This is a genomic window from Streptomyces sp. NPDC007856, assembly GCF_042868225.1.
In the GTDB taxonomy this organism is placed as follows: domain Bacteria; phylum Actinomycetota; class Actinomycetes; order Streptomycetales; family Streptomycetaceae; genus Streptomyces.
In genome coordinates this window covers 515,333-540,397 of the sequence record NZ_JBIAEC010000001.1, presented here as the reverse complement: position 1 = coordinate 540,397, position 25,065 = coordinate 515,333, and the positions used below count along the sequence as shown (strand labels likewise).

Here is a 25,065-nt window from a genome sequence, read left to right as displayed (position 1 = left end):
TTCCCTGCGCCCCGCAAGGACCACGGCGCCCTCTGTGCGGAGAGGGCGCCGCTCGTTCATTCAGCCCGCTATGCGGTTGGCCGCCGTCGCCCGCGCCGCCTTCTTCAGTTCCATCTCCCGGCGGCGCCTTCGCGCCAGGACCACACGGCGCTCCGCCGCCGTGAGTCCGCCCCAGACGCCGTACGGCTCGGGCTGGAGGAGGGCGTGTTCGCGACACTCGACCATCACCGGGCAGCGGGCGCAGACGCGCTTGGCCGCCTCCTCGCGGGACAGCCGGGCGGCGGTCGGTTCCTTCGACGGGGCGAAGAACAGGCCCGCCTCGTCGCGTCGGCACACTGCCTCGGTGTGCCAGGGAGCGTCTTGGTCCCTGTCTCGCGCCGGCATCCGCTGGACCGGAAGGGCAGCTACCTGCAAGGACGAATGCGGCGGTTGCAGCACGGTCTACTCCTGACGACGGCTTCGCGAGCGAGAGACGATGCAGCAAGGCCTACCCGCTGTGCGCGCGCCTATGCACAGCGTTCCCAGTCGTCGGCGCGCGAGCGGCTCGTTCGCGCCCCCAGCGCCCTGCTCAGGAGGAGCGGTACCGTCCGGTCACCATCGGATTCGCGACCGTCAACGGCCCAGGTGTCTGCGCAGCTTCCGGTCGACCTTGTCCTGGACGCGCTCCAGCTTCCGGTCGACCTTGCTCTGCACCCGGTCCAGGATGTCCGCCACGCGCTTGCCGCGCTTGGGGCGCGCCTCGACATTGCCGAGCACGGCCCAGCCGTCGACGTAGACGACCGGCGCCTCGGACTCGACCGAGTCCAGCGTGTCCACCTCGAAGTTGCCGAGGACGCCGCCTCCGGTGCCGCGCAGCGACACGTTCTCCGGGACGCGGATCTGGACGTCGCCGAAGACCGAGACGGCCTTGATCACGACCTGCTGGTACTCGAAGATCGCCTCACTGAGGTCGATCTCGACGCTGCCGAAGACCGAGTACGCGTGGATCCGGCGGCCGGCGTGCCAGCGGCCCCGGCGCACGGCGCTGCTGAAGACCGCCACCACGTTCGCGTCCGCCTCCGCCGGGATCGCGCCCGGGGAGGGGCGGGGCGGGGCGGGCGTGTAGGCGCCGGTGGCGGGGCGCTGGTGGGCTGCGGGCAGGTCCCGGATGAAGACCTCCAGCTCGCCCACCGTCTTGGCGGCGAGGACGCCCTCGATCCGCTCGGCATGCTCGTCGGCGGTCAGCCGCCCCTCGGCCAGGGCCTCGCGGAGAATCTCGGCGATGCGATCACGGTCGGCGTCCGAGGCGCGCAGCTCGGCGGCAGGTGCTTCGGTGTGCTTCTGAAGGTCCACGGCAACAGCCTACCGAAACGCGATAGATCGCGACTAGGGGCTGTGGAAAACCTCGGCGTGCCGGACTGAGCCTTACCTCACAGGTTCCGTGCCGGCGGCAGGTTCTAGGCTGGTGAGGCCCGCCAGCGTCGGCGGGCGCCGTCCGTCAGAGTGAGGAATGGGCTGAGATGCCTGAGTTCGCGTACACCGATCTGCTCCCCCAGGGAGAGGACACCACCCCGTACCGGCTGGTGACGTCCGAAGGCGTCTCCACCGTCGAGGGCCCGGACGGGCGGACGTTCCTCAAGGTGGAGCCGGAGGCGCTGCGCAAGCTGGCCGAGGAGGCCATCCACGACATCCAGCACTACCTCCGCCCCGCCCACCTCGCCCAGCTGCGCCGGATCATCGACGACCCCGAGGCGTCCGGCAACGACAAGTTCGTGGCCCTGGACCTGCTGAAGAACGCGAACATCGCGGCGGCCGGCGTGCTCCCGATGTGCCAGGACACCGGCACGGCGATCGTCATGGGCAAGCGCGGGCAGAACGTGCTGACGGCCGGCGAGGACGAGAGGCACCTCTCCCACGGCATCTACGACGCCTACACAAAGCTCAACCTGCGCTACTCGCAGATGGCTCCGCTCACCATGTGGGAGGAGAAGAACACCGGCTCCAACCTGCCGGCCCAGATCGAGCTGTACGCCACCGACGGCGGCGCCTACAAGTTCCTGTTCATGGCGAAGGGCGGCGGCAGCGCCAACAAGTCCTTCCTCTACCAGGAGACGAAGGCGGTCCTGAACGAGGCCTCCATGATGAAGTTCCTGGAGGAGAAGATCCGTTCGCTCGGCACGGCCGCCTGCCCGCCGTACCACCTGGCGATCGTCGTCGGCGGCACCAGCGCCGAGTACGCGCTGAAGACCGCGAAGTACGCCTCCGCGCACTACCTGGACGAGATCCCGGCGGAGGGCTCGGAGCTCGGCCACGGCTTCCGCGACAAGGACCTCGAGCAGAAGGTCTTCGAGCTGACGCAGAAGATCGGCATCGGCGCGCAGTTCGGCGGCAAGTACTTCTGCCACGACGTCCGCGTCGTCCGCCTCCCGCGCCACGGCGCATCCTGCCCGGTCGCCATCGCGGTCTCCTGCTCGGCCGACCGCCAGGCCGTCGCGAAGATCACCGCCGAGGGCGTCTTCCTGGAGCAGCTGGAGACCGACCCGGCGCGCTTCCTGCCGGAGACGACGGACGAGCACCTGGAAGAGTCGTCCGACGTGGTCGAGATCGACCTGAACCAGCCCATGGACACGATCCTCGCCGAGCTGACCAAGTACCCGGTCAAGACCCGACTGTCCCTCACCGGGCCGCTGGTCGTCGCCCGTGACATCGCGCACGCCAAGATCAAGGAGCGGCTGGACGCGGGTGAGGAGATGCCGCAGTACCTGAAGGACCACCCGGTGTACTACGCGGGCCCGGCGAAGACCCCCGAAGGCTACGCCTCCGGTTCCTTCGGTCCCACGACCGCCGGCCGCATGGACTCCTACGTGGAGCAGTTCCAGGCGGCGGGCGGCTCCAAGGTGATGCTGGCGAAGGGCAACCGGTCGAAGCAGGTCACCGACGCGTGCAACGCCCACGGCGGCTTCTACCTCGGCTCGATCGGCGGCCCGGCCGCCCGTCTCGCCCAGGACTGCATCAAGAAGGTGGAGGTCCTGGAGTACGAGGAGCTGGGCATGGAGGCGGTCTGGAAGATCGAGGTCGAGGACTTCCCGGCGTTCATCGTCGTGGACGACAAGGGCAACGACTTCTTCACCGATCCTGCCCCTCAGCCGACGTTCACGTCGATTCCGGTGCGGGGTCCGGGGCTGGCGTAGTGCCGGGTGCGGCGGGGACGGATTCCGCCCCCGCCGCCCTAACCGTTTCGGGGCCACGATGCGCGCACCCGATGCCTCACTCAGCGTAACGACCGGGAACAACGCTGCGTCCCCGGTCGCTGTAACCGCCATGAGCGACAGCGACTACCGCATCGAGCACGACTCCATGGGCGAGGTCCGTGTCCCCGCCACCGCGAAGTGGCGGGCCCAGACACAACGCGCCGTCGAGAACTTCCCCATCTCCGGCCAGCGCATCGAACGGGCGCACATCGAAGCCCTCGCGCGCATCAAGGGCGCCGCCGCCAAGGTGAACGCGCAGCTCGGTGTGCTCGACAAGGAGATCGCCGAGGCGGTCCAGGAGGCGGCAGCCGAGGTCGCCGAGGGGAAGTGGGACGAGCACTTCCCCATCGACGTCTTCCAGACCGGTTCCGGCACCTCGTCCAACATGAACACCAACGAGGTCATCGCCACCCTCGCGACCGAGCGGCTGGGCCGTGACGTGCACCCGAACGACCACGTCAACGCCTCCCAGTCCTCCAACGACGTCTTCCCCTCCTCCATCCACATCGCCGCCACCGCCGCCGTCACGCACGACCTGATCCCCGCCCTCGACCACCTCGCCGCCTCCCTGACCCGCAAGTCCGAGGAGTTCGCCGACGTCGTGAAGTCCGGGCGGACCCACCTCATGGACGCCACCCCCGTGACGCTCGGTCAGGAGTTCGGCGGGTACGCCACCCAGGTTCGCCACGGCGTCGAGCGGCTCCGCGCCTCCCTGCCCCGGCTCGCCGAACTCCCCCTCGGCGGCACCGCCGTCGGCACCGGCATCAACACCCCGCCCGGCTTCTCCGCCGCCGTCATCCAGGAGGTCGCCCGGGTCACCGGGCTGCCGCTGACCGAGGCCCGGGACCACTTCGAGGCGCAGGGCGCCCGGGACGGGATCGTGGAGACCAGCGGGCAGCTCAGGACCATCGCGGTCGGGCTGACGAAGATCGCCAACGATCTGCGGTGGATGGCGTCCGGGCCGCGCACCGGGCTCGCCGAGATCCGGCTGCCCGACCTCCAGCCGGGCTCGTCCATCATGCCGGGCAAGGTCAACCCCGTGATCCCCGAAGCCGTCCTCATGGTGGCCGCCCAGGTCATCGGCAACGACGCGACCATCGCCACCGCCGGCGCCGCCGGGAACTTCGAACTGAACGTCATGCTGCCGGTCATCGCCAAGAACGTGCTCGAATCCGTCCGGCTGCTCGCCAACGTCTCGCGGCTGCTGGCCGACCGGACGATCGACGGCATCACCGCCGACCGGGAGCGGACCCGGGAGTACGCGGAGTCGTCTCCGTCCGTCGTCACCCCGCTGAACAAGTACATCGGCTACGAGGAGGCCGCGAAGGTCGCCAAAAGGTCCCTCGCCGAGCGGAAGACGATCCGGGAAGTCGTCCTGGAGAGCGGGTACGTCGAGCGCGGCGACCTGACCCTGGAACAACTCGACGAGGCACTGGACGTCCTGCGGATGACCCACCCGTGACCACCGGCGGACGTTTCCGGCCACCTGCGCGGAACCGTGATGTGCACCGCAGCGTCGTATGCCCACGGCACCTAATATCTGTCCATGACGGACGACGGAGCGACGACACACGTGGACACGGCGGACACGGCGCACTCGGCGGACACACGACCCGCGACGCACTGGACCCCGGGCACCCAGATCCTGTGGCGCTACCGGGAGAACGCCGGCGCGCACATCCACATCGCCCGGCCCGTCACCGTCGTACGTGACGACGCCGAACTGCTCGCCGTGTGGATGGCCCCCGGCACCGAGTGTGTGAAGCCGGTCCTCGCCGACGGCACGCCCGTGCATCTGGAGCCGCTCCAGTCCCGCTACACCAAACCGCGCTCGGTGCAGCGGGACCGCTGGTTCGGCACGGGTGTGCTGAAGCTGGCCCAGCCCGGCCGGCCCTGGTCGGTGTGGCTGTTCTGGGAGCCGGGCTGGCGGTTCAAGAACTGGTACGTCAACCTGGAGCAGCCCCTGGCCCGTTGGGTGGGCGGGGTGGACTCCGAGGACTACTTCCTGGACATCTCCGTGCATCCCGACCGCAGCTGGCACTGGCGCGACGAGGACGAGTTCGCGCAGGCCCAGCGGGACGGGCTGATGGACGCGCGGACCGCCGAATCGGTCCGGGCGGCCGGGCGGGACGCGGTCGAGGTGATCGAGGCCTGGGGGGCGCCGTTCTCGGACGGCTGGCAGCACTGGCGCCCGGATCCGTCCTGGGCGGTACCTTCTCTCCCCGAGGACTGGGACCGTACGCCCGCGCACGTGTCCTCATGAGACCCTTGATGCGCCCCCGGGCAGGAAACGTAGGATCGTCCTCCGCAAACAGATAATCAGAGTCGGTGCACGGCACTGTCGTTGAGGGTGGTGGTCGGGTGGCGGGTGGGAGCAGAAGTGCAACTTCCGGAGCGCACGCCGGGCTTGACCGATCGTCACCGAGGGGCGGCAACACGTGAGCGAGGGGCACCAGGGCACAGGAACGACCTCTGACCACGCGGGAATTCCGTTCCTGGGGCACGTATTGCGGGTATCGGGACTTCTGCGGGAGCAACTGCGCGCCCGGCGCGCAGTACCGTACGGATGGATGCGACACGCGTGACGGAGCAGCCCACCTCCTTCGAGCGCCCCCAGGGCGCCGACCCCGCGGAGGGCCGCGGGGCGCTCCTGCGTACCCCGAAGCCCGCCGCGACCCCCGCCTTACCGGCACAGGCCCGGGCCGAGGGAGCGTCCTCCGGACCGGGCACGGCCACGCCCTGTGGCAAGGGAAAGGACGGCAAGGGGATTCAGCCCCCGGTCGGCAAGGGGAAGGAGCCCCCAGTCAACGGCCCCGAGCACTCCCAGCCCGCCACCACCGAGCCCGGTGCACACCGCCCGCGCCCCGCGCCGGAGGCCACCCCTTCGCGCCCCGCGCCGGAGGCCATTCCGCCGCAGCCCGGCGCCGAGCAGGAGCGGACGGCGGCGCGTGCCCCGGGCGGTCAGGAGCGCCGTACCGGGCGCGGCCTGCCGCCGGGCCGGCCGATGCCGATGCGGCGCGACGGCGACCGGCTGAGGTTCGTGGGCGCGGCCACCCGGCGGATCGCCCGCGGACTGGACCTGGACGAGATCGTGATGGGCCTGTGCCGGGCGACCGTGCCGACCTTCTCGGACGCGATCCTGGTCTATCTGCGCGACCCGCTGCCGGTCGGCGACGAGCGGCCCACCGGCCCGGTGGTGCTGCGGTTGCGCCGTACCGACCGGATACCGGAGGACCGGGACACCGACGGTGTGCTGCTGCCCGCCTTCGAACCCGAGCCGGAGCCGAGCGCGCTGGCCGAGCTGTCGTCGCTCACCACCGAGCTGTGCGAGGTGCACCCCGGCGGCGCGCTGAACGAGGTGCTGCGCGGGGTGCGGCCGGTGTTCGCCGACGCCCCCGCCGCCCGGGCCGCGCTGCCCGAGCTGCTCGGCGAGTGCGCCGAGACGGTCGTACCGTCCGGGCAGCACGCGATCCTCGCACCGCTGCGCGGCCGACGCCGGGTGATCGGCGCGGCCCTGTTCCTGCGCCGCCCGGACCGGCTCGCCTTCGAGGGCGACGATCTGCTGGTGGCGGCCCAGCTGGCCACGCACAGCGCGCTCGGCATCGACAAGGCGGTGCTGTACGGCCGGGAGGCGTACATCGCCGACGAGCTGCAGCGCACCATGCTGCCGGAGACCCTGCCCCGGCCGACGGGTGTGCGGCTGGCGTCGCGGTACCTGCCGGCCGCGGAGACCGCGCGGGTGGGCGGCGACTGGTACGACGCGATTCCGCTGCCCGGCAGCCGGGTCGCGCTCGTGGTCGGTGACGTCATGGGGCACTCCATGACCTCGGCGGCGATCATGGGCCAGCTGCGGACGACCGCGCAGACCCTGGCCGGGCTCGATCTGCCGCCGCAGGAGGTGCTGCACCACCTGGACGAGCAGGCGCAGCGGCTCGGCACGGACCGCATGGCGACCTGCCTGTACGCCGTCTACGACCCGGTGACGCACCGCATCACCATCGCCAACGCCGGCCATCCGCCGCCCGTGCTGCTGCACCTGGGCGGCCGGGCCGAGGTGCTGCGGGTGCCGCCGGGCGCGCCGATCGGCGTCGGCGGGGTCGACTTCGAGGCCGTGGAGCTGGACGCGCCCGCCGGGGCCACGCTGCTCCTCTACACCGACGGGCTGGTGGAGTCCCGGCTGCGGGACGTGTGGACCGGCATAGAACAGTTGCGGGAAAAGCTCGCCGCGACCGCCCAGTTGACCGGCCCGGACCATCCGCCGCCGCTGGAAGCGCTGTGCGACGAGGTCCTCGACATGCTCGGGCCGGGCGACCGGGACGACGACATCGCGCTGCTCGCGGCCCGCTTCGACGGGATCGCGCCGAGCGATGTGGCGTATTGGAAGCTGGAGCCGGAGGAGACGGCCCCCGGCCAGGCCCGCCGGCTGGCCCGGCGCGCGCTCGCCCGCTGGGACCTGGAGGACCTGACGGACTCGGTGGAGCTGCTGGTCAGCGAGGTCGTGACGAACGCCGTACGGTACGCGTCGCGGCCGGTGACGCTGCGGCTGCTGCGCACGGACGTGCTGCGCTGCGAGGTCGGCGACGACGTGCCGCAGTTGCCGCGGCTGCGGCAGGCCCGGGCCACGGACGAGGGCGGGCGCGGCCTGTACCTGGTCAACAAGCTGGCCCGGCGCTGGGGCGCGACCCGGCTGAGCACCGGCAAGGTGGTGTGGTTCGAGCTGAACCGGGGCTGAGAGGCCCGCTACCTGTGCGAAGGGCGCCCGGCTGATGCCGGGCGCCCTTCGCGTGGGTTGCCCCTACTGTCCGCCGGCGTCGAGCGGGTTCTGCGGGGTGGCGCCGTCCGAGGGTCCGGACGGCGGCGGCGACGACGACGTGGTCGGCGGCGGCGAGGACGACTGGCTCGGTGGCGGCGACGACGCCGAGTGACTCGGCGGCGGCGACGACGCCGAGTGGCTCGGCGACGGAGAGGACGACCGGCTCGGCGACGGAGAGGACGACCGGCTCGGCGACGGGGAGGACGTCTGCGGCGGCTGGACGGCCGCGCCCTGGGTGGTGTTCAGGTCGAACGTGCTGACATCGCCCATCGCCTCGAAGGTGTAGGCGGCCCAGACCTTCGCCGGGTAGTTGCCGCCGTTGATGCGGGCGGGGAGGCCGGTGGTGGGGTCGAGCAGACCCGTCGCGCCCGTCAGCGGAACCTGCGCGTGGGTCCTGGAGTCCTCGCCGAACAGGCCGACCGAGGTGACCAGGCCCGGCGTGTAGCCGGTGAACCAGGCCGACTTGTTGTTGTCGGACGTACCCGTCTTGCCGGCGACCTGCTGGCCGTTGCGCGCCGAATTGCCCGCCACCGACTGACTGGCCGTACCGTCGTCGACCACGCCGGTGAGCACGGAGGTGACCGTGTCGGCGGCCTCGCGGGGGATCACCTGGTCGCCGATCGGATCCGGCAGGGTGATGCTGTTGTCCTTGTGGTCGGCCGACTTGATGATCGCCGGGGTGACCTTCTTGCCGTGGTTGTCGAAGGTCGCGTAGATGCCGGCCATCTCCAGCGGGCTCGCGCCCATGGAGCCCAGCGTCTGTGCGGGGACCGGATCCATGCCCTTGGTGTCCATGCCGAGCTTGGCGGCGGTGGCCATCACCGTTTTCATGCCCACGTCGACGCCCATCTGCGCGAAGACGGAGTTGACAGACTGGTTCATCGCCGTCTGGACGGTGATGGGCCCGTAGTTGTGGTGGTCCTCGTTCGGCGGGCCGAAGCCGACCTTGCTGCCGTGGTCCACGACCTGGCGGCCGCTGGTGCCGTCGTAGATCGTGTTCGCCGTGATGGGCTGGCCGTCCTGCGTCTGGGCGCCCTCGGCCAGAGCGGCGGCCAGGATCACCGGCTTGAAGGTGGAGGCGGGCTGGTAGTCGCGGCGGGTCGCGTTGTTGGTGAAGTGCTTGAAGTAGTCCTCACCGCCGTACATGGCGAGGACCTTGCCCGTCTTCGGGTCGACGGACACGGCACCGGGCTGGACGTTGCCGTCGACGGAGCGCTTCTTCGGATCCAGCTTGCCGGTCAGCTGCTCCTTGACGGACTGCTCCAGCTCGCGCTGTTTCTTCGGGTCGATGTTGAGCGTGATGGTCCAGCCGCCCTTCTTCACCAACGCCTCGGCGTCACCGAGGGAGTTGGCCCTGCCCTGGGCGACCAGCTGCTTCTCCAGCGCCGCGTTGGCCGCGTCCACCAGATAGCCGGTCTGTCCCTTCATACCGGGCGCCGCCTTGGGCGCCTTCGGCTTCGGGAACTGCATGGACTGGCGCTTGCCCGCGTCCAGCCAGTGCTGCTTGACCATGTTGTCCAGGACGTAGTTCCAGCGGGCCACGGCCAGCCTCTTGCCGGTGTCGCTCGCGATGGCCCAGTCGTACTGGTTCGGCGCCTGGAGCAGCGCCGCGAGGTAGGCGCCCTCCTGGACCGTGAGGTTCTTGGCGTCCTTGTGGTAGTACGCCTGTGCCGCGGCCTGGATGCCGTAGGCGCCGCGGCCGTAGTAGCTGGTGTTGATGTAGCCCGCGAGGATGTAGTCCTTGGACTTCTGGCGGTCCAGCTTCAGGGAGATGACCAGTTCCTTCAGCTTGCGCGAGACGGTCTGGTTCTGGTCCAGGTAGTAGTTCTTGACGTACTGCTGGGTGATCGTGGAACCGCCCTGGGTGCCGCGCCCCATGAGGGTGTTGAGCACACCGCGGGCGGTGCCCCGCACGTCGACGCCGGCGTCGTGGTAGAAGGTCTTGTTCTCGGCCGCGACGAAGGTGCGCTGGACGTCCTTGGGGACTTCGGAGAGGTCGACGCTCTCCCGGTTGAGCTGGCCGGTGCGGGCGAGCATCGTGCCGTCGCTGTACTTGTAGATGTTGCTCTGCAGCTGGGCGTCGGCGTTGCCCACAGGGATGTCGACGTACATGTACAGCCCGATGAAGGCCGCGATCGCGAGCAGGCACGTCCCGAAGAACGTGCCGAGGATCTTCTTCCAGGTGAAGAGCCGGCGTATGCGGCCCTTGGGCGGCTTGGCGCCGGCCGGTGCACCCGCCGTGGGACCGGAGCGGCGGCGCCTGGGCGCCGCGCGGTGGCCACCGCGCTGTCGCGCTCGTCTCTCTTCCGCTCGTCCCATGGGTTCCTTCGCTCCGCTTCCGTCTCTGGTTCCACCTCGGGGTCAGCTCCGAAAGCTAACACCCGTCTATATGACAAAGGACGTCCGATCCGCTCTTTTACGGACGTGACAATCAGCACCTGCTCCAAGGGAACCGACGGATCTGGCGGTCATGGGGTTGCTTCCCGCACGCAAAAGTGACCACGGCATCAGCGCCGGGCCGATGGCCCACGGCGCAGGCCCGCTGTTTCGGAACCGTGACAATCGGCTCCCACCTGCGTGGCCGTACAGCGCGCCATGATCTCCACACTGCGCGTATACATGCGGCGTATACACCATGTGTATAGTGCTTGACATGTCCATCGGTCACACTCTCCTGGGACTCCTGGAGTCCGGTCCGCGACACGGCTACGACCTGAAGCGGACCTTCGACGAGAAGTTCGGTCACGACCGGCCGCTGCACTACGGCCAGGTCTACTCCACGATGTCCCGGCTGCTGAAACACGGCCTCGTGGAGGTCGACGGGATCGAGGCCGGCGGCGGCCCCGAGCGCAAGCGGTACGCCATCACCGACGCCGGCATCACGGACGTCGAGCGCTGGCTCGGCACCCCGGAGAAGCCGGAGGAGTATCTGCAGTCGACCCTGTACACCAAGGTCGTCCTCGCCCTCCTCACCCACCGCGACGCCGCCGTCATCCTCGACACCCAGCGCGCCGAGCACCTGCGCAGCATGCGGATCCTCACCGACCGCAAGCGCAAGGGCGACCTCGCGGACCAGCTGATCTGCGACCACGCGCTGTTCCACCTGGAGGCCGACCTGCGCTGGCTGGAGCTGACCGCCGCGCGCCTCGGCAAGCTCCGTGCGGAGGTGGCCAAGTGACCGCTCCCGCCGGCTCCCTGCTCACCGCCGAGGACCTGCGCAAGGCCTACGGCCCCACGGTCGCGCTCGACGGCGCCGAGTTCTCCATCCACCCCGGCGAGGTCGTCGCCGTCATGGGCCCCTCCGGCTCCGGCAAGTCGACCCTGCTGCACTGCCTCGCCGGCATCGTGCCGCCCGACTCCGGTTCCATCGTCTACAACGGCCGCGAACTGGCCGGCATGAGCGACGCCGAACGCAGCGCGCTGCGGCGGTCCGAGTTCGGCTTCGTCTTCCAGTTCGGCCAGCTGGTGCCCGAGCTGACCTGTGTGGAGAACGTGGCGCTGCCGCTGAGGCTGAGCGGCACCTCCCGCAAGCAGGCCGAGAAGGCCGCGCTCGCCTGGATGGAACGCCTTGAGGTGGACGACCTCAAGGCCAAGCGGCCCGGCGAGGTCTCCGGCGGCCAGGGGCAGCGCGTCGCGGTGGCGCGGGCGCTGGTCACCGGTCCCCGGGTGGTGTTCGCCGACGAGCCGACCGGCGCGCTGGACTCCCTCAACGGCGAGCGCGTGATGGAGTTGCTGACCGACGCGGCCCGCACCACCAACGCGGCCGTCGTGCTGGTCACGCACGAGCCCCGGGTGGCCGCCTACTCCGACCGCGAGATCGTCGTACGCGACGGCAAGTCCCGCGACATGGAGCGCGCCATATGAATGCCCGGCCGTCGCCCACCACCGCCCTGCCGGAGGCGCTTCGCGCCGCCCCTTTCAATCCCAAGTGGTCCAGGGACCTCGGCATGGGGGTCCGGTTCGCCCTCACCGGCGGGCGCGAGGGCTGGATCCGGATGCTGCTGACGGCGGTCGGCGTCGGTCTCGGCGTGGCGTTGCTGCTGCTGACGACCGCGATCCCGAGCGCGCTTGCGGTACGGCACGACCGCGACGCGGCCCGGCTCGACTACACCTACGGGCCGCACCGCCCGAAGGCCGCGAACACCCTGGTGATCTCCGACGCCGACACGACGTACCGCGGCAAGGACGTCCGCGGCCGGCTGGTGGAGCCGGAGGGGCCGCGCGCACCGATCGCGCCGGGCCTGGCGAGGTACCCGGCGGCGGGCGACATGGTCGTCTCCCCCGCGCTGAAGAGACTGCTCGGCTCCGCCGACGGCACGCTGCTGCGCGAGCGGCTGCCGTACCGGATCGTCGGGACGATCGGCGAGAGCGGGCTCATCGGCTCGCACGAACTCGCCTACTACGCCGGTGCGAAGGACCTGGCGTCGCGCATCAACGGCTGGCGGACGGCCCGGATCACCCGCTTCGGGCCGCCGCAGGCATCACCGGCGAGCAAGACCGACCCGGTGCTGATCCTGCTGGTGCTGGTCGTGTTCGTGGTGCTGCTGATGCCGGTCGCCGTGTTCATCGCCGCCGCCGTACGGTTCGGCGGCGAGCGACGCGACCGCAGGCTGGCCGCGCTGCGGCTGGTGGGTTCCGACAGCCGGATGACCCGGCGGATCGCGGCGGGCGAGGCGCTCGCCGGATCGCTGGTCGGGCTGGTCTTCGGCACCGGCTTCTTCCTGCTCGGCCGGCAGCTCGCGGCCTCGGTCGAGATCATGGACATCAGCGTGTTCCCCAGCTATCTCAACCCCTCCCCGGCGCTGGCCGCCCTGGTCGCGGTCGCCGTTCCGGCGGCGGCGGTCCTGGTCACGCTGTTCGCGCTGCGCGGGGTGGTCATCGAACCGCTGGGCGTGGTCCGTACGGCCAGGCCCGCGCGCCGCCGGCTGTGGTGGCGGCTGCTGCTGCCGCTGGGCGGACTGGCCTGCCTCGCCCCGATGATCGGCCAGGGTCGGAACAACGGCACCTTCAACGAGTACCTGGTGATCGGCGGCGTCCTGCTGCTGCTGGTCGGCGTGACCGCGCTGCTGCCCTGGGTCGTCGAGGCGGTCGTGGCCCGGCTGGGCCTGGGCGGCGTCGCCTGGCAACTGGCGGTGCGGCGGCTGCAGTTGAGCAGCGGCTCGGCGGCCCGCATGGTGAACGGCATCGCGGTCGCGGTGGCCGGGGCGATCGCGCTGCAGATGCTGTTCGCGGGCGTGCAGGGCGACTACACCAAGTCCACCGGCAAGGACACCGACAGCATTCAGATGCAGGTCAACCTGTCGCGGGGCGTCCCTTTCGTGCCGGTCGCCGGGAAGTTCGCGGCGACCAAGGGCGTACGCGAGGCCACCGCACTAGGCAGCACCGAGCTGGCGGACCGGCCCTGGACCCCCGGTCACGGGCCGGACAACACGGTGGGCCTCACCGTCGGCACCTGCGCCTCCCTGCGCAAGGTGGCCGCGCTGACCTCCTGCCACGACGGGGACGTCTTCGTCGCGAAGGGCGGGAACGAGGACTCCGAAGTGGACCAGTACGTCCGGCCGGGCCGCACGCTCCACGTCAACACGAGTGACGGCCTGGGCGGCGGACCGGACGTCGTCTGGACCGTGCCGCACGGTATGAAGCAGGTCCGCGCGATCACCGGGCCGAACGGCACCAAGGACAGCGGGGTGCTGATGACACCGGCCGCGCTGTCCGGCCCGATGAGCGGCGCCCTGAGCGGAGGGGTGTACCTCCGGCTCGACGAGTCCGTGCCGGACGTGCACGAGTACGTGCGCAACACGGCGGCCCGGATCGACCCGCTCGCGGACGCGATGGTGTGGTCGGCCACCGAGCAGTCGGACAAGTTCACCTCCATCCGCACCGGAACGTTCGTCGGCGCCGTCTGTGTGCTGGCGCTGATCGGGGCGAGCCTGCTGGTGTCCCAGCTGGAGCAGTTGCGCGAGCGGCGCAAGCTGCTGTCGTCGCTGGTCGCCTTCGGCACCCGGCGGCGCACCCTGAGCATGTCGGTGCTGTGGCAGACGGCGATCCCCATCGCCCTGGGCCTGCTGCTCGCCTCGGCCGTGGGGCTGACGCTGGGCGGGGTGCTGCTGAAGATGGTGGGTTCGACGGTGAGCGTGGACTGGCCGAGCGTGCTGGCGATGACCGGCGTCGGCGCGGCCGTGGTCGTCACGGTCACGCTGCTGAGCCTGCCGCCGCTGCTGCGGATGATGCGGCCGGAGGGGCTGCGGACGGAGTAGCGGCGCGAGGTCCGGGCGCGGTCGGCCGTGGGCCCCTCCCTCCCGGGGGCCCACGGCCGTTCCTCACAGGCTGTGCTCCCGCACCACCCTCCGCGCCTGGGCGAACAGCATGCCGACGTTCACCGACTTACGGCAGACGACGACGGCGACGACGTCCTGCTGGTCGTTCATCCGCAGGAACAGGTGGGTGAGGTTATCGCTGTTGACGAGGATCTCCTGGAAGAAGTGGTTGTCGTCGCTGACGCCACGGCGCTCCTTGAAGACGTCCTCGATCATGACGACCGTACGCCCCTGGAACAGGTCGAGGGTCGCACCCGCCAGCAGGTCCAGCACCTCCGGCGGGTGGTTGTCGACGGTCTCGTAGGACAGCAGCATTCCGGTGGCCATGTCGACCACACCGGCCGCGACGCAGTCGGGCGTCTCGGCGCGCAGCGACTTGACCAGGCTCATCACCTGGTCGGAGAAGCCCGTCATGCGTTTCGTCGCCATCCCTCACACCCCCTCTGGCGTCTTCTCGGTGAGGATCGATCCGATGCGGTCGAGGGCCGGGTGGGTCGCCCGGTGCAGGCGGCTCACGTCCATCCCCTCGTCGCCGAGGACCACCATCAGGGCGGTGTCCCCGACGGCGTAGAAGGCGACGCAGCCGTGGCTGCCGTACGTCACCGTCTGCCGCAGCGCGCCGCGCGCCGTGGCGGCGGTGGTGCGGCGCGCCAGGCCCAGGCCCGCCGCCGCGAGCGCGGCGAGCCCCTCCGGGTCGATCGACTCCGCGGTGTCGGCCGCGATCAGCATGCCGTCGGCCGCCGCCAGGGCGGTGTCGGTGATCCCGGTCACCTGTTCGCGCAGTCCGCGCATCTCCCGCGCCAGGGCTTCGTGGTCCATGTGCTCAACTCCCTTGTTTCCTTGCCGGTTCGACCGCTGCGAGCCGTCGACGGACCGCTGTCAGCCAGCGGTTCCGTGGCGCAGCCGGAAGAACCCTTTCCAGCCCGTCCCGCTCACCGGCGGGACGAGGACTTCGGTGATGCCGCTGGCGCCGGGCGCACGGCGCGGCAGTTCGGCGGGGGCGGTCGGCGCCGGCTCCGGCGGGGACTTCTCGCGATGCCGTACGACCGGAGCCTCGGGCGCCACCAGGAGCGGGGTCCGGGCGAGCGGGCCGGGGCACTCCAGCAGCCCCTCGCTCAGCATCCGCGCGACCTCCACGGTGACCGTGTAGACCCCGCGGCCGGTGCGGAAGGCCAGGTCGCGGGCGGTACGGCGGCCGTCGGCGTGCGCGAGCAGCTCCCGTTGCAGCGGGGTGCCGGCGTCCTGCGGCGCGGCCATGGGCAGGGGCCGTTCCCGGTCGAGGCGCACGGGGTGCGGCAGCGCGTCCACGGCGGCCACCTTGCGCACCGCGTCCTCCAGCAGCCGGGCGGGCCGCTCGCCGGGGGCGACCGGGGCGTGCGGCTCGGTGCCGGTGATGCGTGCACAGGCGTCCACCCGGCCGGCGACGACGGCGAAGGCCGCGTCCCGCAGCGCCAGCAGGCACACCACCCGGAGCTGGGCGGCCCCCGCGTAGCCGTGCGCGATCAGCCCGGCGGCCGGCCAGCGCGCCCCGGACTCACGCACCAGCTCCGCCCATTGCTCGCCGTCGATGCGCTCGGAGCGCAGCAGCAGCGCCTCGGCGCCGGGGGCGCCGGGGCTCTCGGCCGCCACGACGAGTCCGTCCCGCAGATGGAAGGCGCCGCCGGGGCTGCCCGGCACCCGCAGTTCCCCCGTGAATCCGTCACGCCCGCACGCGGTCAGCGCGTGCGCGAGCCCGCCGTGATCCATCGCTCCCCTTGGCATTTCGTACAGACGCCTGACGTGTCGCACCGAGGGGGTATGTGTATCAGTCGATCGGCATATTTCAGCCGAAGGTTTCCGACCTGACCCGGACTGACGGAAGTTGGAGTTTCGAGCCGATCACATCGCTTTGTTCGACACTCATTTGATCGATCGGCGGGCTCAGGCGTCCCGGTCGAGCACCCGCACCGGGAGCGAGCGCAGCGCCCCGCGCAGGGCCGCCGCCAGCTCCTCGTACTCGGCGGACCGGGCCGCGCCCGCGCGCATGGCGAAGGCGACCCGACGGCTCGGTGCCGGCTCGGCGAAGTAGCCGGTGAGGAGCTGGCTGCTGCGGGTGGTCTCCAGCTTCAGGGCGGTGCGCGGGAGCAGGGTGCAGCCGAGGCCGCCGGCGACCAGCTGGACCAGGGTGGACAGGCCGGCGGCCGTGGTCGTGACCGGGGCGTCCTCGCGGCCCGCCTCCCGGCAGATGTCGAGGGCCTGGTCGCGCAGGCAGTGGCCCTCGTCCAGGAGCAGCAGGTTCAGCTCCCTCAGTGCCTCGCGCGGGATGCCCTCGCGGCCACCGAGCCAGTGGTCCAGCGGGGTGACCAGCACGAAGTCCTCGTCGAAGAGCGGGAGTTCGACGACTCCGGGCACGCCGAGCGGCACCGCGAGCAACAGCAGGTCGAGACGGCCGGAGCCCAGGCCGTCGATCAGGTTGGCGGTCTGCTCCTCGTGCACCTGGAGGTCGAGGTGCGGATAGCGCTCGTGGACCAGCCGCAGCACGGTCGGCAGCAGGTACGGCGCGACCGTGGGGATCACTCCGAGGCGCAGGGCGCCCGTGAAGGGCGCCCGGACCGCCTCGGCCTCCTCAAGCAGTGCCCCGACCGCGTCCAGCACCGCCTTCGCGCGTACGGCCAGCCGCTCGCCGGCGGGCGAGAGCAGCACCTTGCGCGTCGTACGCTCGAGGAGGGTCACCCCGAGGGTCTCCTCCAGTGCCGAGACCGCGCCGGACAGAGCGGGCTGGCTCATCCCGATGGCGGCCGCCGCGTCCCGGAAGTGCAGATACTCGGCGACAGCGGCGAATGCACGCAGCTGTGCGAGGCTCGGCTGCCTCCGCTTGCCGTTACTCATGGTCACTGATAACTACCTCCGATCAACATGACCGAGTGTAGCTATTTCACTAATCAATGCACCCTGTGCCAACATCGACAAAGTCCAACCCATGGGAAACGCCCTCAAAAGGGGTGTTCCTCGCTGCAAGGAGAGCGTGTGCTCACTGTCGGTGACAAGTTCCCCGAGTTCGAACTGACCGCCTGCGTCTCGCTGGAGAAGGGCAAGGAGTTCGAGCAGATCCACCACAAGTCCTACGAGGGCAAGTGGCTGGTCGTCTTCGCATGGCCGAAGGACTTCACCTTCGTCTGCCCGACCGAGATCGCCGCGTTCGGGAAGCTGAACGACGAGTTCGCCGACCGCGACGCGCAGATCCTCGGCTTCTCCGGTGACTCCGAGTTCGTCCACCACGCCTGGCGCAAGGACCACCCGGACCTGACCGACCTGCCGTTCCCGATGATGGCCGACTCCAAGCACGAGCTGATGCGCGACCTGGGCATCGAAGGCGAGGACGGCTTCGCGCAGCGCGCCGTCTTCATCGTCGACCCGAACCGCGAGATCCAGTTCACCATGGTCACCGCCGGTTCCGTGGGCCGTAACCCCAAGGAGGTCCTGCGGGTCCTGGACGCCCTGCAGACCGACGAGCTGTGCCCGTGCAACTGGACCAAGGGTGAGGACACCCTGGACCCGGTCGCGCTGCTGGCCGGTGAGTGACCCATGTCGCTCGACTCGCTGAAGTCCCGCGTCCCGGACTACGCCAAGGACCTGAAGCTCAACCTGGGCTCGGTCATCGGCAACTCCGACCTGCCCGCGCAGCAGCTGTGGGGCACGGTGCTGGCGACCGCCATCGCCTCCCGTTCCCCGATCGTGCTGCGTGAGCTGGAGCCGGAGGCGAAGGCGAACCTCTCGCCGGAGGCGTACACGGCCGCCAAGTCGGCCGCCGCCGTCATGGCGATGAACAACGTCTTCTACCGGACCCGCCACCTGCTGTCCGATCACGAGTACGGCACCCTGCGCGCCGGTCTGCGGATGAACGTCATCGGCAACCCGGGCGTGGAGAAGGTCGACTTCGAGCTGTGGTCGTTCGCGGTGTCCGCGATCAACGGCTGCGGCATGTGCCTGGACTCGCACGAGCAGGTGCTGCGCAAGGCGGGCGTGGAGCGCGAGGTCGTCCAGGAGGCGTTCAAGATCGCATCGGTGATTCAGGCCGTGGGCGTCACCCTCGACGCAGAGGCCGTGCTGGCCGAGTAGGCGGTTCCGCGAAGGCCCCGCTCACCCTTGGTGGGCGGGGTCTTCCGCGTTCCGAGCGACGGACTCGTCCGCGGCGGCCTTCTGCCGCTGGAGTTCCTCCGAATACTGCCGCAGATACCCGACCACCGTGTTCGTCACCGCCACCAGCGGTACGGCCACCACCGCGCCGCCGATGCCGGCCACCATGCCGCCGGCGGCGACCGCGAGGACGACGGCCAGCGGATGGACGCGGACCGCACGGCCCAGGATGAACGGCTGCAGGACGTGGCCCTCGATCTGCTGGACCGCGAGGACGACCACCAGGGTCATGACGGCCGTGAAGACGCCCTGGGTGACCAGCGCCACGATCACCGCGAGGGCGCCGGAGGCGACCGCGCCGACGAGCGGGATGAACGAGAACAGGAAGATGAAGACGGCCAGCGGGACGGCCATCGGCACGTTGAGGAAGTAGATGCCGATGCCGATGAAGGTGGCGTCGATGAGGGCGACCAGGACCGTGCCCCGGACGTAGGCGGTCAGGGTGCGCCAGGCGCGCGGGCCGGCGCCGGCCACGCCCGGGCGGGCCGCGGCGGGCACCAGCTTCAGGAACCACTCCCAGATGCGCCTGCCGTCGTAGAGCAGGAACAGCGTCGAGAAGAACACCAGCAGGAGGCCGGTGAGGAAGTCGACGATGACCTGGACGCCCTCCAGGCCGGCGGACGTTATCTGGTCGGTGTTGGCGCCGATCGCCTCGCGGAGGTTCTTGGCGATCTGATTGATCTGCTTGTCGGTGACGTGGAAGGGGCTCTTCAGCAGCCAGTTGCGCAGGTCGTCGATGCCGGACTGGATCTGGCTGGAGAGCGTGTCGATGTTCTCCATGACCTGCCAGGTCACGAACCAGCCCATCAGCCCTATGACCACGAACCCGCTGATCGCGGTGAGCGCGGTGGCCGGTCCGCGCGGCACTCCGCGGCGGGTGAGCCGGGCCACCGTCGGCTGCAACAGCGCGGTGACGAGCAGCGCGATGACAAAGGCGAACACCACCAGCTGGACCGCGCTGATGACCTGGATCAGCACCCAGACGGTGCCGGCGAGGACCAGCACGCGCCAGCCGGCCTCGGCCGCGACCCGCACACCCCAGGGCACGGCCTCGGCGGGGTCGGGGCGGTGGCCGGCCGCGGGTGCGGGTACGGGCCGGCGGGCGGGCGGTACGACGGCCTCGGCGGCGGGCTGCGGCGGAGGCAACGGGGTGTCCGAGGGGTCCGGCGGCTCCGGGGCGTGCTCGCGCTCCACCTCCGCACGGCGCTCGTCCAGGCGCTCGCCCATCTCGGTGAGACCGGCACCGAGCCTGCCGAGCCACCCTGGCACTCGCGACATGATCCGTCCTCTTCCCCCGCGTCCCCGCGTGCTCGCCACCTCTCCTCCCCCTGGAGGCATCCGGGTACGACCGTACAGGGCGAAAGCCCCTCCCCTAAGGACGGGGAGGGGCTGCGCGAGGTTGAGTGCGACCGGCGGTGACCGACGGGCCTAGTACCAGTGGTTGGCCGCCCAGAACGACCAGGCCTGGCAGGGGCTGCCGTACCGGCTGTCCATGTAGTTGAGGCCCCACTTGATCTGGGTGGCGGGGTTGGTCTGCCAGTCGGCGCCGGCCGAGGCGTACTTGCCGGCGGGCAGAGCCTGGAAGAGACCGTAGGCGCCGGAGGAGGCGTTCGTGGCCTGGTAGTTCCAGCTGGACTCGTGGTCCACGATGTTGCTGAAGCACTGGAACTGGTCGCCCGCCACCATCTGCCGTGCCATCGCCTGGATCTGCGCGACGGTGTAGCTGCTCTGGACGGGGAAGCTGGAGGAGTCGCGGGCGCTGTCACGGCTGGCTGCGGCCTTCGCCTCGGCGCGCGCCTTGGCCTCCTTGGCCGCCTGCTCGGCCGCCGCCTTCTTGGCGATCGCGGTCTCGGCGGCAGCCTTGCGGGCCGCCTCCTCGGCGTCCTTCTTGGCGCTCGCGTCGGCGGCGATGGCCTGGGCGTCCGCCTGCTGCGTCAGGGAAGCGGACTGGACCTGGGCCTGCTGACCCGCGGGTATGTCCGCGAGGAGCGTGGTGTCGGCTGCCGTCGCCTCGGCGTCGTTGTTGTTCTGCGCGACGCTGCCCGAGGCAACTCCGACGACGCTTCCGACGGCGGTGACCGCGGTGGCCGAAGCCACTGCGAATCCCCGGACCGAAATCCGGCTCACACGGTTTCCTTCCAGCATCGCCCGCTTCGGTGACCCTGGCGGACGCAATCGTGCCCCTGGCACTGGCCTCCCAACTGCGGGGTCACGGGAGGCGCGGGCCCGGTGGGCAACTCCCCCTCCGGGGAGTGCCGCGAGGTGCTCGGGCGGCATACGACGAGCTCTATGGAGTTGGTGGTGCTGCTGTGGTGCCGTACCGCTGGGGGTACAGGTGTGTCGTATGCGGGGCCTGACAGGACTGAGACTCTGCCGTAACCGGACGCCGGGTGGCAATTCTGAGTTGAGTGTGAAAGCTCACATCCCGTTTGGCCCTGGGGATTTCCGGAAAGTTCCGCACACCAAGGCGCCGCCCGGCTAGGCTCTTGGCCTTTGCCGGACGGCGCCAACTGCCGTGCGGGTCGAATCAGATGTGACCGTCCTCCAGCATTTCGGTCACAAGTGCGGCAATCTGGGACCTCTCGGACCGGGTCAGCGTGACGTGCGCGAAGAGCGGATGCCCCTTCAGCTTCTCCACGACGGCGACGACACCGTCGTAGCGACCGACCCGCAGATTGTCCCTTTGTGCCACGTCATGGGTGAGAACGACCCGTGAATTCGCGCCGATTCGGGACAGAACAGTGAGAAGCACATTCCGTTCGAGGGACTGTGCCTCGTCCACGATCACGAACGCGTCGTGCAGGGAGCGGCCGCGGATGTGGGTGAGCGGGAGGACCTCCAGCATCCCGCGCGCGGTGACCTCCTCGATGACCTCGCGGCTGGTGACCGCCGACAGCGTGTCGAAGACGGCCTGCGCCCACGGGCTCATCTTCTCCGCCTCGGTGCCCGGCAGATAGCCCAACTCCTGCCCGCCGACCGCGTACAGCGGCCGGAACACCATCACCTTCTGGTGCTGGCGACGCTCCAGGACCGCCTCCAGGCCCGCGCACAGCGCCAGCGCCGACTTGCCGGTGCCGGCCCGGCCACCCATCGAGACGATCCCGACGTCCGGGTCGAGCAGCAGGTCGAGCGCGATGCGCTGCTCGGCGCTGCGGCCCTTGATGCCGAACGCCTCCCGGTCGCCGCGCACCAGGCGGACGTTGCCCTCGGCGGTGATCCGGCCGAGCGCCTTGCCGCGCTCGGAGTGGATGGTCAGGCCGGTGTGCACGGGCAGCTCGGCGGCCTCGGGGACGTACAGATGCCCTTCCTCGAAGAGGATGTCCACCTGCTCGCCGGAGAGCGTCAGTTCGGACATTCCGGTCCAGCCGGAGTTCTCCGTGATGGCGAGCTCGGCGCGGTACTCCTCGGCGAGCAGACCGACCGAGGACGCCTTGATCCGCAGGGGCAGGTCCTTCGAGACGACGGTGACGTCGTACCCCTCGGCCTGCAGATTGCGGGCCACCGCGAGGATGCGGGAGTCGTTGTCCCCCAGGCGGTAGCCGGTGGGCAGCACGCTGGGGTCCGAGTGGTTGAGCTCGACACGGACGGTCCCGCCCAGCTCCCCGATCGGGATGGGGGCGTCGAGGCGACCGTTCTTCACCCGGTAGTCGTCCAGCAGGCGCAGGGCCTGGCGGGCGAAGTAGCCGAGTTCCGGATGGTGCCGCTTGGCCTCCAGTTCCGTGACCACCACGATGGGGAGCACGACCTCGTGCTCGTCGAAGCGGGTCAGGGCGTTCGGGTCGGCCAGCAGGACGCTGGTGTCGAGAACATAGGTGCGCCGGTCTGGCTTGTGGCGCTTTGTGCTGGTCACCACGGAAGGACGTACCCCCTCGGATGAGGTCGGGGAGCGACGAGATCGAGCTGGGCCGGTCGTCGGCCGCCCTGCACGGGCCGACAGCCGGCCCTCCGCCTCTTCGTCCGTGCTGTGACCGCACGATCGGGCTGGTGCAAAGGGCCTCCCGGGCGGACGGCCCCGTGCCGCCCGCTGAGATCCGACACCCGTGGTTCGGGTGTCGACCTGTTTGGCTTATGCCCTCGAACATGCACTGCCATGCAAAAGCGGCCACCGGCGTACCGGTGAACTCATCGTTACGTCCGCAAGAATCCGGGTGTGCGAACGCCCCGCTGCCTTGGCGGCCGGCGGGGCGTCGGTCGGGTCTCAGCCGCCGTAACGGCGGTGACGTGCGGCGTAGTCACGCAGGGCGCGCAGGAAGTCGACCTTGCGGAAGGCGGGCCAGAAGACCTCGCAGAAGTAGTACTCGGAGTGCGCGGACTGCCACAGCATGAATCCGGACAGCCGCTGTTCGCCGCTGGTGCGGATCACTAGGTCCGGGTCGGGCTGGGCGCCCGTGTAGAGGTGACGGCCGATCATGTCGATGTCGACGGACTCGGCGAGGTCCTCCATCGGCATGCCCTTGTCGTGGGCGTCGAGCAGCATGGAGCGCACGGCGTCGGCGATCTCCTGCCGGCCGCCGTAGCCGATGGCCACGTTGACGAGTATGCCGTCGATGTGGGCGGTGGCCTCCTCGGCCTCCTTCAGGGTGCGCTGCATGCCGCCCGGCAGCAGGTCCATGGTGCCGACATGGTGCACGCGCCAGCGGCCGTCGGCGGCGAGCGTGCGGACGACGTCCTCGATGATGCCGAGCAGCGGGACGAGTTCCTCCTGCGGCCGGTCGAAGTTGTCCGTGGACAGCAGCCACAGGGTGACGACCTCGACATCGGTCTCGGTGCACCAGCCGAGGAACTCCTCGATCTTGTCCGCACCGGCCCGGTGGCCGTGGACGGTGGTGGAACCGGACGCCTTCGCCCAGCGGCGGTTGCCGTCCATGATGACGCCGATGTGCTTGGGCACCTGAGCATGGTCCAGGTGGCCCTCCACCCGGCGTGCGTAGAGCCTGACGAGCAGGCTGCGCAGGTTTTCGCGCAGGTTCACGTGGCCCTCCGGGGGTGTGGCGGCGGGTTCGGGGTGCGGGGGTGTTTGAGCCTACCCCGCTGGCGGCTTCGTGCCGGCCGGGGGTTTGAGGAGTGGGGTCGGGGTCCTGCGGATGCGCCGTCGAGTGCGGCCGCGTGGGGTGATCGCCCGGTTCCCGCGCCCCTTGGTGGGGACGCCGAGCCGGCCCCGAGCGGTTCCCGGAGCCCCCGCCGAAAGGGCTGCCGATGGACGGAACGAAAAACGGGCCGGTCCGTGGGGGGGGACGGACCGGCCCGAGGGGGGGTTTCCACCATAACCCTTCGTAAGGGATGGTGGGTGCATCGGCGGGACACAACTACTCTCCGAAATCATCCGGCGACGCCGTGGTGGGCACGGAAGGCTGGATTCAGAGGTGTCACGTGGCCGGTTCACAGTGGATTCCCAGGGATGACGGTCAGATGCGAAAGGATTCAGAAGGAATCCGGACGGTTTACGCCATCTTGCGGAGATGTCGGCGAGTTGCGCCGGGGTCCCCCCGATGGGCTACCCGACCGGCGAACGGCGACTTGACGGTTCCGGTACGGCGACCCGGGGAGCGCGCTCGGGCTCACAGCGCCGCGCAGCCCCCTCCACTGCACGGTGCCACCCGCGCGGGGTTTGCCGACGCGAATTACCTTGGTCTGAACTTATGTGACAGATGAGGCCGATGTGAACCGCACTGCATAACGATGTGGAAACCGTTGGCAAACTGCGGGTGAATCAGCCGGGTTTGCGGACGTCGAAGAGGTGCCGGGTGCTGTGCGCCACGAACGGCCCCTCCCTCTCGATCCGCTCGTGCAGTGCGCGGAGTTGGGGTTCGTAGGCCTCCACCGTGAAGCCCGGGACCATCCACACCACCTTGCGCAGGAAGTGGACGACGGCGGCGATGTCGTGGAACTCCATCCGCAGCCGCTCCGCCCGCAGCCCGGCCACCGCCAGGCCCGCCGACTCGGCATCGGCCCGCTCCCGCTCGGGGTCCCGGCCCGAGCGCGCCTCCTCGGGCAGCGGCCCGAGGAAGTACTCCACCAGCTCGAAGACGCTGGCCGGACCGACATGCTGGGCGAAGTACGTGCCCCCCGGCCGTAGCACCCGGGCGATCTCGTCCCAGTACGGCCGCACCGGATGCCGGCTGAGCACCAGGTCGAAGGTCTCGTCGGCGAACGGCAGCGGCGCGTCGTCCGGGGCGGCGACGACCACCACCCCGCGCGGTCGAAGCAGCGCGGCGGCCCTGGCCACATTCGGCGGCCAGCCCTCCGTCGCGGCGGCCAGCACCGGCCGGGCGGGCTCGGCCCTGCCCAGCGCGAAGTCCAGGACCTCACCGCCACCGGTCTGGATGTCCAGCACGGCCTCCGCCCGGGCCAGCCGCTCCCCCGCCGACACGGCGTACCCCCACGAGGGCCGCTCCTCACTGGCCCGCCCCTCGAACCAGGAGAAGTCCCAGCCGTCGGTGGGCACGGCGGCGCCCTCGGCCACGAGGTGTTCGAAGGAGTGGTTCACGGACATGCCGTCCATGATCGCAGGGCACTGCCCGAGGGGGCC

At 70.4% G+C, this 25,065-nt stretch carries 21 protein-coding genes; 9 read left to right on the top strand and 12 right to left on the bottom strand.

Features of this window, described 5'->3' with window-relative positions; all coding sequences use genetic code 11:
- Positions 1-60: 60 nt before the first annotated feature.
- Together ACFYOH_RS02620 and ACFYOH_RS02615 are read right to left on the bottom strand one after the other, a co-directional pair.
- The gene (locus ACFYOH_RS02620) at positions 61-438 is read right to left on the bottom strand and encodes a WhiB family transcriptional regulator (protein WP_351209091.1); all 378 of its coding nucleotides are present in this window, start codon (positions 436-438) and stop codon (positions 61-63) included.
- A 174-nt stretch (positions 439-612) separates the two neighbouring features.
- Complete coding sequence (locus ACFYOH_RS02615) at positions 613-1,332, bottom strand: DUF1707 domain-containing protein (protein WP_388620314.1); 720 nt, start codon at positions 1,330-1,332, stop codon at positions 613-615.
- Between the two features lie 167 nt (positions 1,333-1,499).
- Between ACFYOH_RS02615 and ACFYOH_RS02610 the strand changes: the two genes are divergently transcribed.
- The 4 genes from ACFYOH_RS02610 to ACFYOH_RS02595 all read left to right on the top strand — a co-directional run bounded on the left by ACFYOH_RS02610 (position 1,500) and on the right by ACFYOH_RS02595 (position 7,962).
- The gene (locus ACFYOH_RS02610; RefSeq protein WP_388620312.1) at positions 1,500-3,170 is read left to right on the top strand and encodes a fumarate hydratase; all 1,671 of its coding nucleotides are present in this window, start codon (positions 1,500-1,502) and stop codon (positions 3,168-3,170) included.
- Between the two features lie 130 nt (positions 3,171-3,300).
- Positions 3,301-4,692, top strand: coding sequence for a class II fumarate hydratase (locus ACFYOH_RS02605; protein WP_388620309.1), 1,392 nt, complete (start codon positions 3,301-3,303; stop codon positions 4,690-4,692).
- An 84-nt stretch (positions 4,693-4,776) separates the two neighbouring features.
- The gene (locus tag ACFYOH_RS02600; protein ID WP_388620306.1) at positions 4,777-5,493 is read left to right on the top strand and encodes a DUF402 domain-containing protein; all 717 of its coding nucleotides are present in this window, start codon (positions 4,777-4,779) and stop codon (positions 5,491-5,493) included.
- A gap of 318 nt (positions 5,494-5,811) precedes the next feature.
- Positions 5,812-7,962 (top strand): SpoIIE family protein phosphatase, encoded by a 2,151-nt coding sequence (locus ACFYOH_RS02595; RefSeq protein ID WP_388620303.1) that lies wholly within the window; start codon positions 5,812-5,814, stop codon positions 7,960-7,962.
- A 63-nt stretch (positions 7,963-8,025) separates the two neighbouring features.
- Here the strand turns inward: ACFYOH_RS02595 and ACFYOH_RS02590 are convergent, their stop codons facing one another.
- Positions 8,026-10,362, bottom strand: coding sequence for a transglycosylase domain-containing protein (locus ACFYOH_RS02590; protein WP_388620300.1), 2,337 nt, complete (start codon positions 10,360-10,362; stop codon positions 8,026-8,028).
- 334 nt (positions 10,363-10,696) lie between these two features.
- On the opposite strand from ACFYOH_RS02590, the gene ACFYOH_RS02585 reads away from it, so the two are divergent.
- From ACFYOH_RS02585 to ACFYOH_RS02575, 3 genes are all read left to right on the top strand, one after another.
- A complete protein-coding gene (locus ACFYOH_RS02585; protein ID WP_388620298.1) occupies positions 10,697-11,221 on the top strand; it encodes a PadR family transcriptional regulator in 525 nt (174 codons plus the stop codon).
- Positions 11,218-11,907, top strand: a complete 690-nt coding sequence (locus ACFYOH_RS02580) for an ABC transporter ATP-binding protein (RefSeq protein ID WP_388620295.1) — start codon at positions 11,218-11,220, stop codon at positions 11,905-11,907. Before ACFYOH_RS02585 ends, ACFYOH_RS02580 begins: the two co-directional genes overlap by 4 nt.
- 83 nt (positions 11,908-11,990) lie before the next feature.
- Positions 11,991-14,300 (top strand): ABC transporter permease, encoded by a 2,310-nt coding sequence (locus ACFYOH_RS02575; RefSeq protein ID WP_388621051.1) that lies wholly within the window; start codon positions 11,991-11,993, stop codon positions 14,298-14,300.
- Between the two features lie 63 nt (positions 14,301-14,363).
- Here ACFYOH_RS02575 and ACFYOH_RS02570 read toward each other — a convergent pair whose 3' ends face one another.
- From ACFYOH_RS02570 to ACFYOH_RS02555, 4 genes are all read right to left on the bottom strand, one after another.
- Positions 14,364-14,789 (bottom strand): hypothetical protein, encoded by a 426-nt coding sequence (locus tag ACFYOH_RS02570; protein ID WP_388620293.1) that lies wholly within the window; start codon positions 14,787-14,789, stop codon positions 14,364-14,366.
- A 3-nt stretch (positions 14,790-14,792) separates the two neighbouring features.
- Positions 14,793-15,179 (bottom strand): roadblock/LC7 domain-containing protein, encoded by a 387-nt coding sequence (locus ACFYOH_RS02565; RefSeq protein WP_388620290.1) that lies wholly within the window; start codon positions 15,177-15,179, stop codon positions 14,793-14,795.
- Positions 15,180-15,239: 60 nt separating this feature from the next.
- Positions 15,240-16,106 (bottom strand): MarR family transcriptional regulator, encoded by an 867-nt coding sequence (locus ACFYOH_RS02560; RefSeq protein WP_388620287.1) that lies wholly within the window; start codon positions 16,104-16,106, stop codon positions 15,240-15,242.
- A gap of 174 nt (positions 16,107-16,280) precedes the next feature.
- Positions 16,281-17,228 (bottom strand): LysR substrate-binding domain-containing protein, encoded by a 948-nt coding sequence (locus ACFYOH_RS02555; RefSeq protein WP_388621049.1) that lies wholly within the window; start codon positions 17,226-17,228, stop codon positions 16,281-16,283.
- Between the two features lie 138 nt (positions 17,229-17,366).
- Between ACFYOH_RS02555 and ACFYOH_RS02550 the strand changes: the two genes are divergently transcribed.
- Both ACFYOH_RS02550 and ACFYOH_RS02545 read left to right on the top strand, forming a co-directional pair.
- The gene (locus ACFYOH_RS02550; protein ID WP_055704786.1) at positions 17,367-17,921 is read left to right on the top strand and encodes a peroxiredoxin; all 555 of its coding nucleotides are present in this window, start codon (positions 17,367-17,369) and stop codon (positions 17,919-17,921) included.
- Between the two features lie 3 nt (positions 17,922-17,924).
- Positions 17,925-18,458 carry an alkyl hydroperoxide reductase gene (locus ACFYOH_RS02545; protein ID WP_388620284.1) on the top strand — a complete coding sequence of 178 codons (534 nt, stop codon included), beginning with the start codon at positions 17,925-17,927 and terminating at the stop codon, positions 18,456-18,458.
- A gap of 21 nt (positions 18,459-18,479) precedes the next feature.
- On the opposite strand, the gene ACFYOH_RS02540 is transcribed toward ACFYOH_RS02545, so the two are convergent.
- The 5 genes from ACFYOH_RS02540 to ACFYOH_RS02520 all read right to left on the bottom strand — a co-directional run bounded on the left by ACFYOH_RS02540 (position 18,480) and on the right by ACFYOH_RS02520 (position 25,029).
- Entirely contained in the window at positions 18,480-19,814 is a 1,335-nt protein-coding gene (locus ACFYOH_RS02540) for an AI-2E family transporter (RefSeq protein WP_388620281.1), read from the bottom strand.
- 150 nt (positions 19,815-19,964) lie between these two features.
- Positions 19,965-20,663, bottom strand: coding sequence for a lytic transglycosylase domain-containing protein (locus ACFYOH_RS02535; protein WP_388620278.1), 699 nt, complete (start codon positions 20,661-20,663; stop codon positions 19,965-19,967).
- A 400-nt stretch (positions 20,664-21,063) separates the two neighbouring features.
- Positions 21,064-22,389, bottom strand: a complete 1,326-nt coding sequence (locus ACFYOH_RS02530; protein ID WP_351799110.1) for a PhoH family protein — start codon at positions 22,387-22,389, stop codon at positions 21,064-21,066.
- 345 nt (positions 22,390-22,734) lie between these two features.
- A complete protein-coding gene (locus tag ACFYOH_RS02525) occupies positions 22,735-23,508 on the bottom strand; it encodes an isoprenyl transferase (RefSeq protein WP_388620275.1) in 774 nt (257 codons plus the stop codon).
- A gap of 738 nt (positions 23,509-24,246) precedes the next feature.
- Positions 24,247-25,029, bottom strand: coding sequence for a class I SAM-dependent methyltransferase (locus ACFYOH_RS02520; protein WP_388620273.1), 783 nt, complete (start codon positions 25,027-25,029; stop codon positions 24,247-24,249).
- Positions 25,030-25,065: the final 36 nt, after the last annotated feature.

Bases quoted from the DNA above. Each gene is read 5' to 3' on its own strand.
- ACFYOH_RS02600 (WP_388620306.1), top strand. From the start codon at position 4,777: ATGACGGACGACGGAGCGACGACACACGTGGACACGGCGGACACGGCG.
- ACFYOH_RS02570 (WP_388620293.1), bottom strand. From the start codon at position 14,789: ATGGCGACGAAACGCATGACGGGCTTCTCCGACCAGGTGATGAGCCTG.
- ACFYOH_RS02565 (WP_388620290.1), bottom strand. From the start codon at position 15,179: ATGGACCACGAAGCCCTGGCGCGGGAGATGCGCGGACTGCGCGAACAG.
- ACFYOH_RS02560 (WP_388620287.1), bottom strand. From the start codon at position 16,106: ATGGATCACGGCGGGCTCGCGCACGCGCTGACCGCGTGCGGGCGTGAC.
- ACFYOH_RS02585 (WP_388620298.1), top strand. From the start codon at position 10,697: ATGTCCATCGGTCACACTCTCCTGGGACTCCTGGAGTCCGGTCCGCGA.
- ACFYOH_RS02590 (WP_388620300.1), bottom strand. From the start codon at position 10,362: ATGGGACGAGCGGAAGAGAGACGAGCGCGACAGCGCGGTGGCCACCGC.
- ACFYOH_RS02545 (WP_388620284.1), top strand. From the start codon at position 17,925: ATGTCGCTCGACTCGCTGAAGTCCCGCGTCCCGGACTACGCCAAGGAC.
- ACFYOH_RS02610 (WP_388620312.1), top strand. From the start codon at position 1,500: ATGCCTGAGTTCGCGTACACCGATCTGCTCCCCCAGGGAGAGGACACC.
- ACFYOH_RS02575 (WP_388621051.1), top strand. From the start codon at position 11,991: ATGGGGGTCCGGTTCGCCCTCACCGGCGGGCGCGAGGGCTGGATCCGG.
- ACFYOH_RS02605 (WP_388620309.1), top strand. From the start codon at position 3,301: ATGAGCGACAGCGACTACCGCATCGAGCACGACTCCATGGGCGAGGTC.
- ACFYOH_RS02540 (WP_388620281.1), bottom strand. From the start codon at position 19,814: ATGTCGCGAGTGCCAGGGTGGCTCGGCAGGCTCGGTGCCGGTCTCACC.
- ACFYOH_RS02520 (WP_388620273.1), bottom strand. From the start codon at position 25,029: ATGTCCGTGAACCACTCCTTCGAACACCTCGTGGCCGAGGGCGCCGCC.
- ACFYOH_RS02555 (WP_388621049.1), bottom strand. From the start codon at position 17,228: ATGAGTAACGGCAAGCGGAGGCAGCCGAGCCTCGCACAGCTGCGTGCA.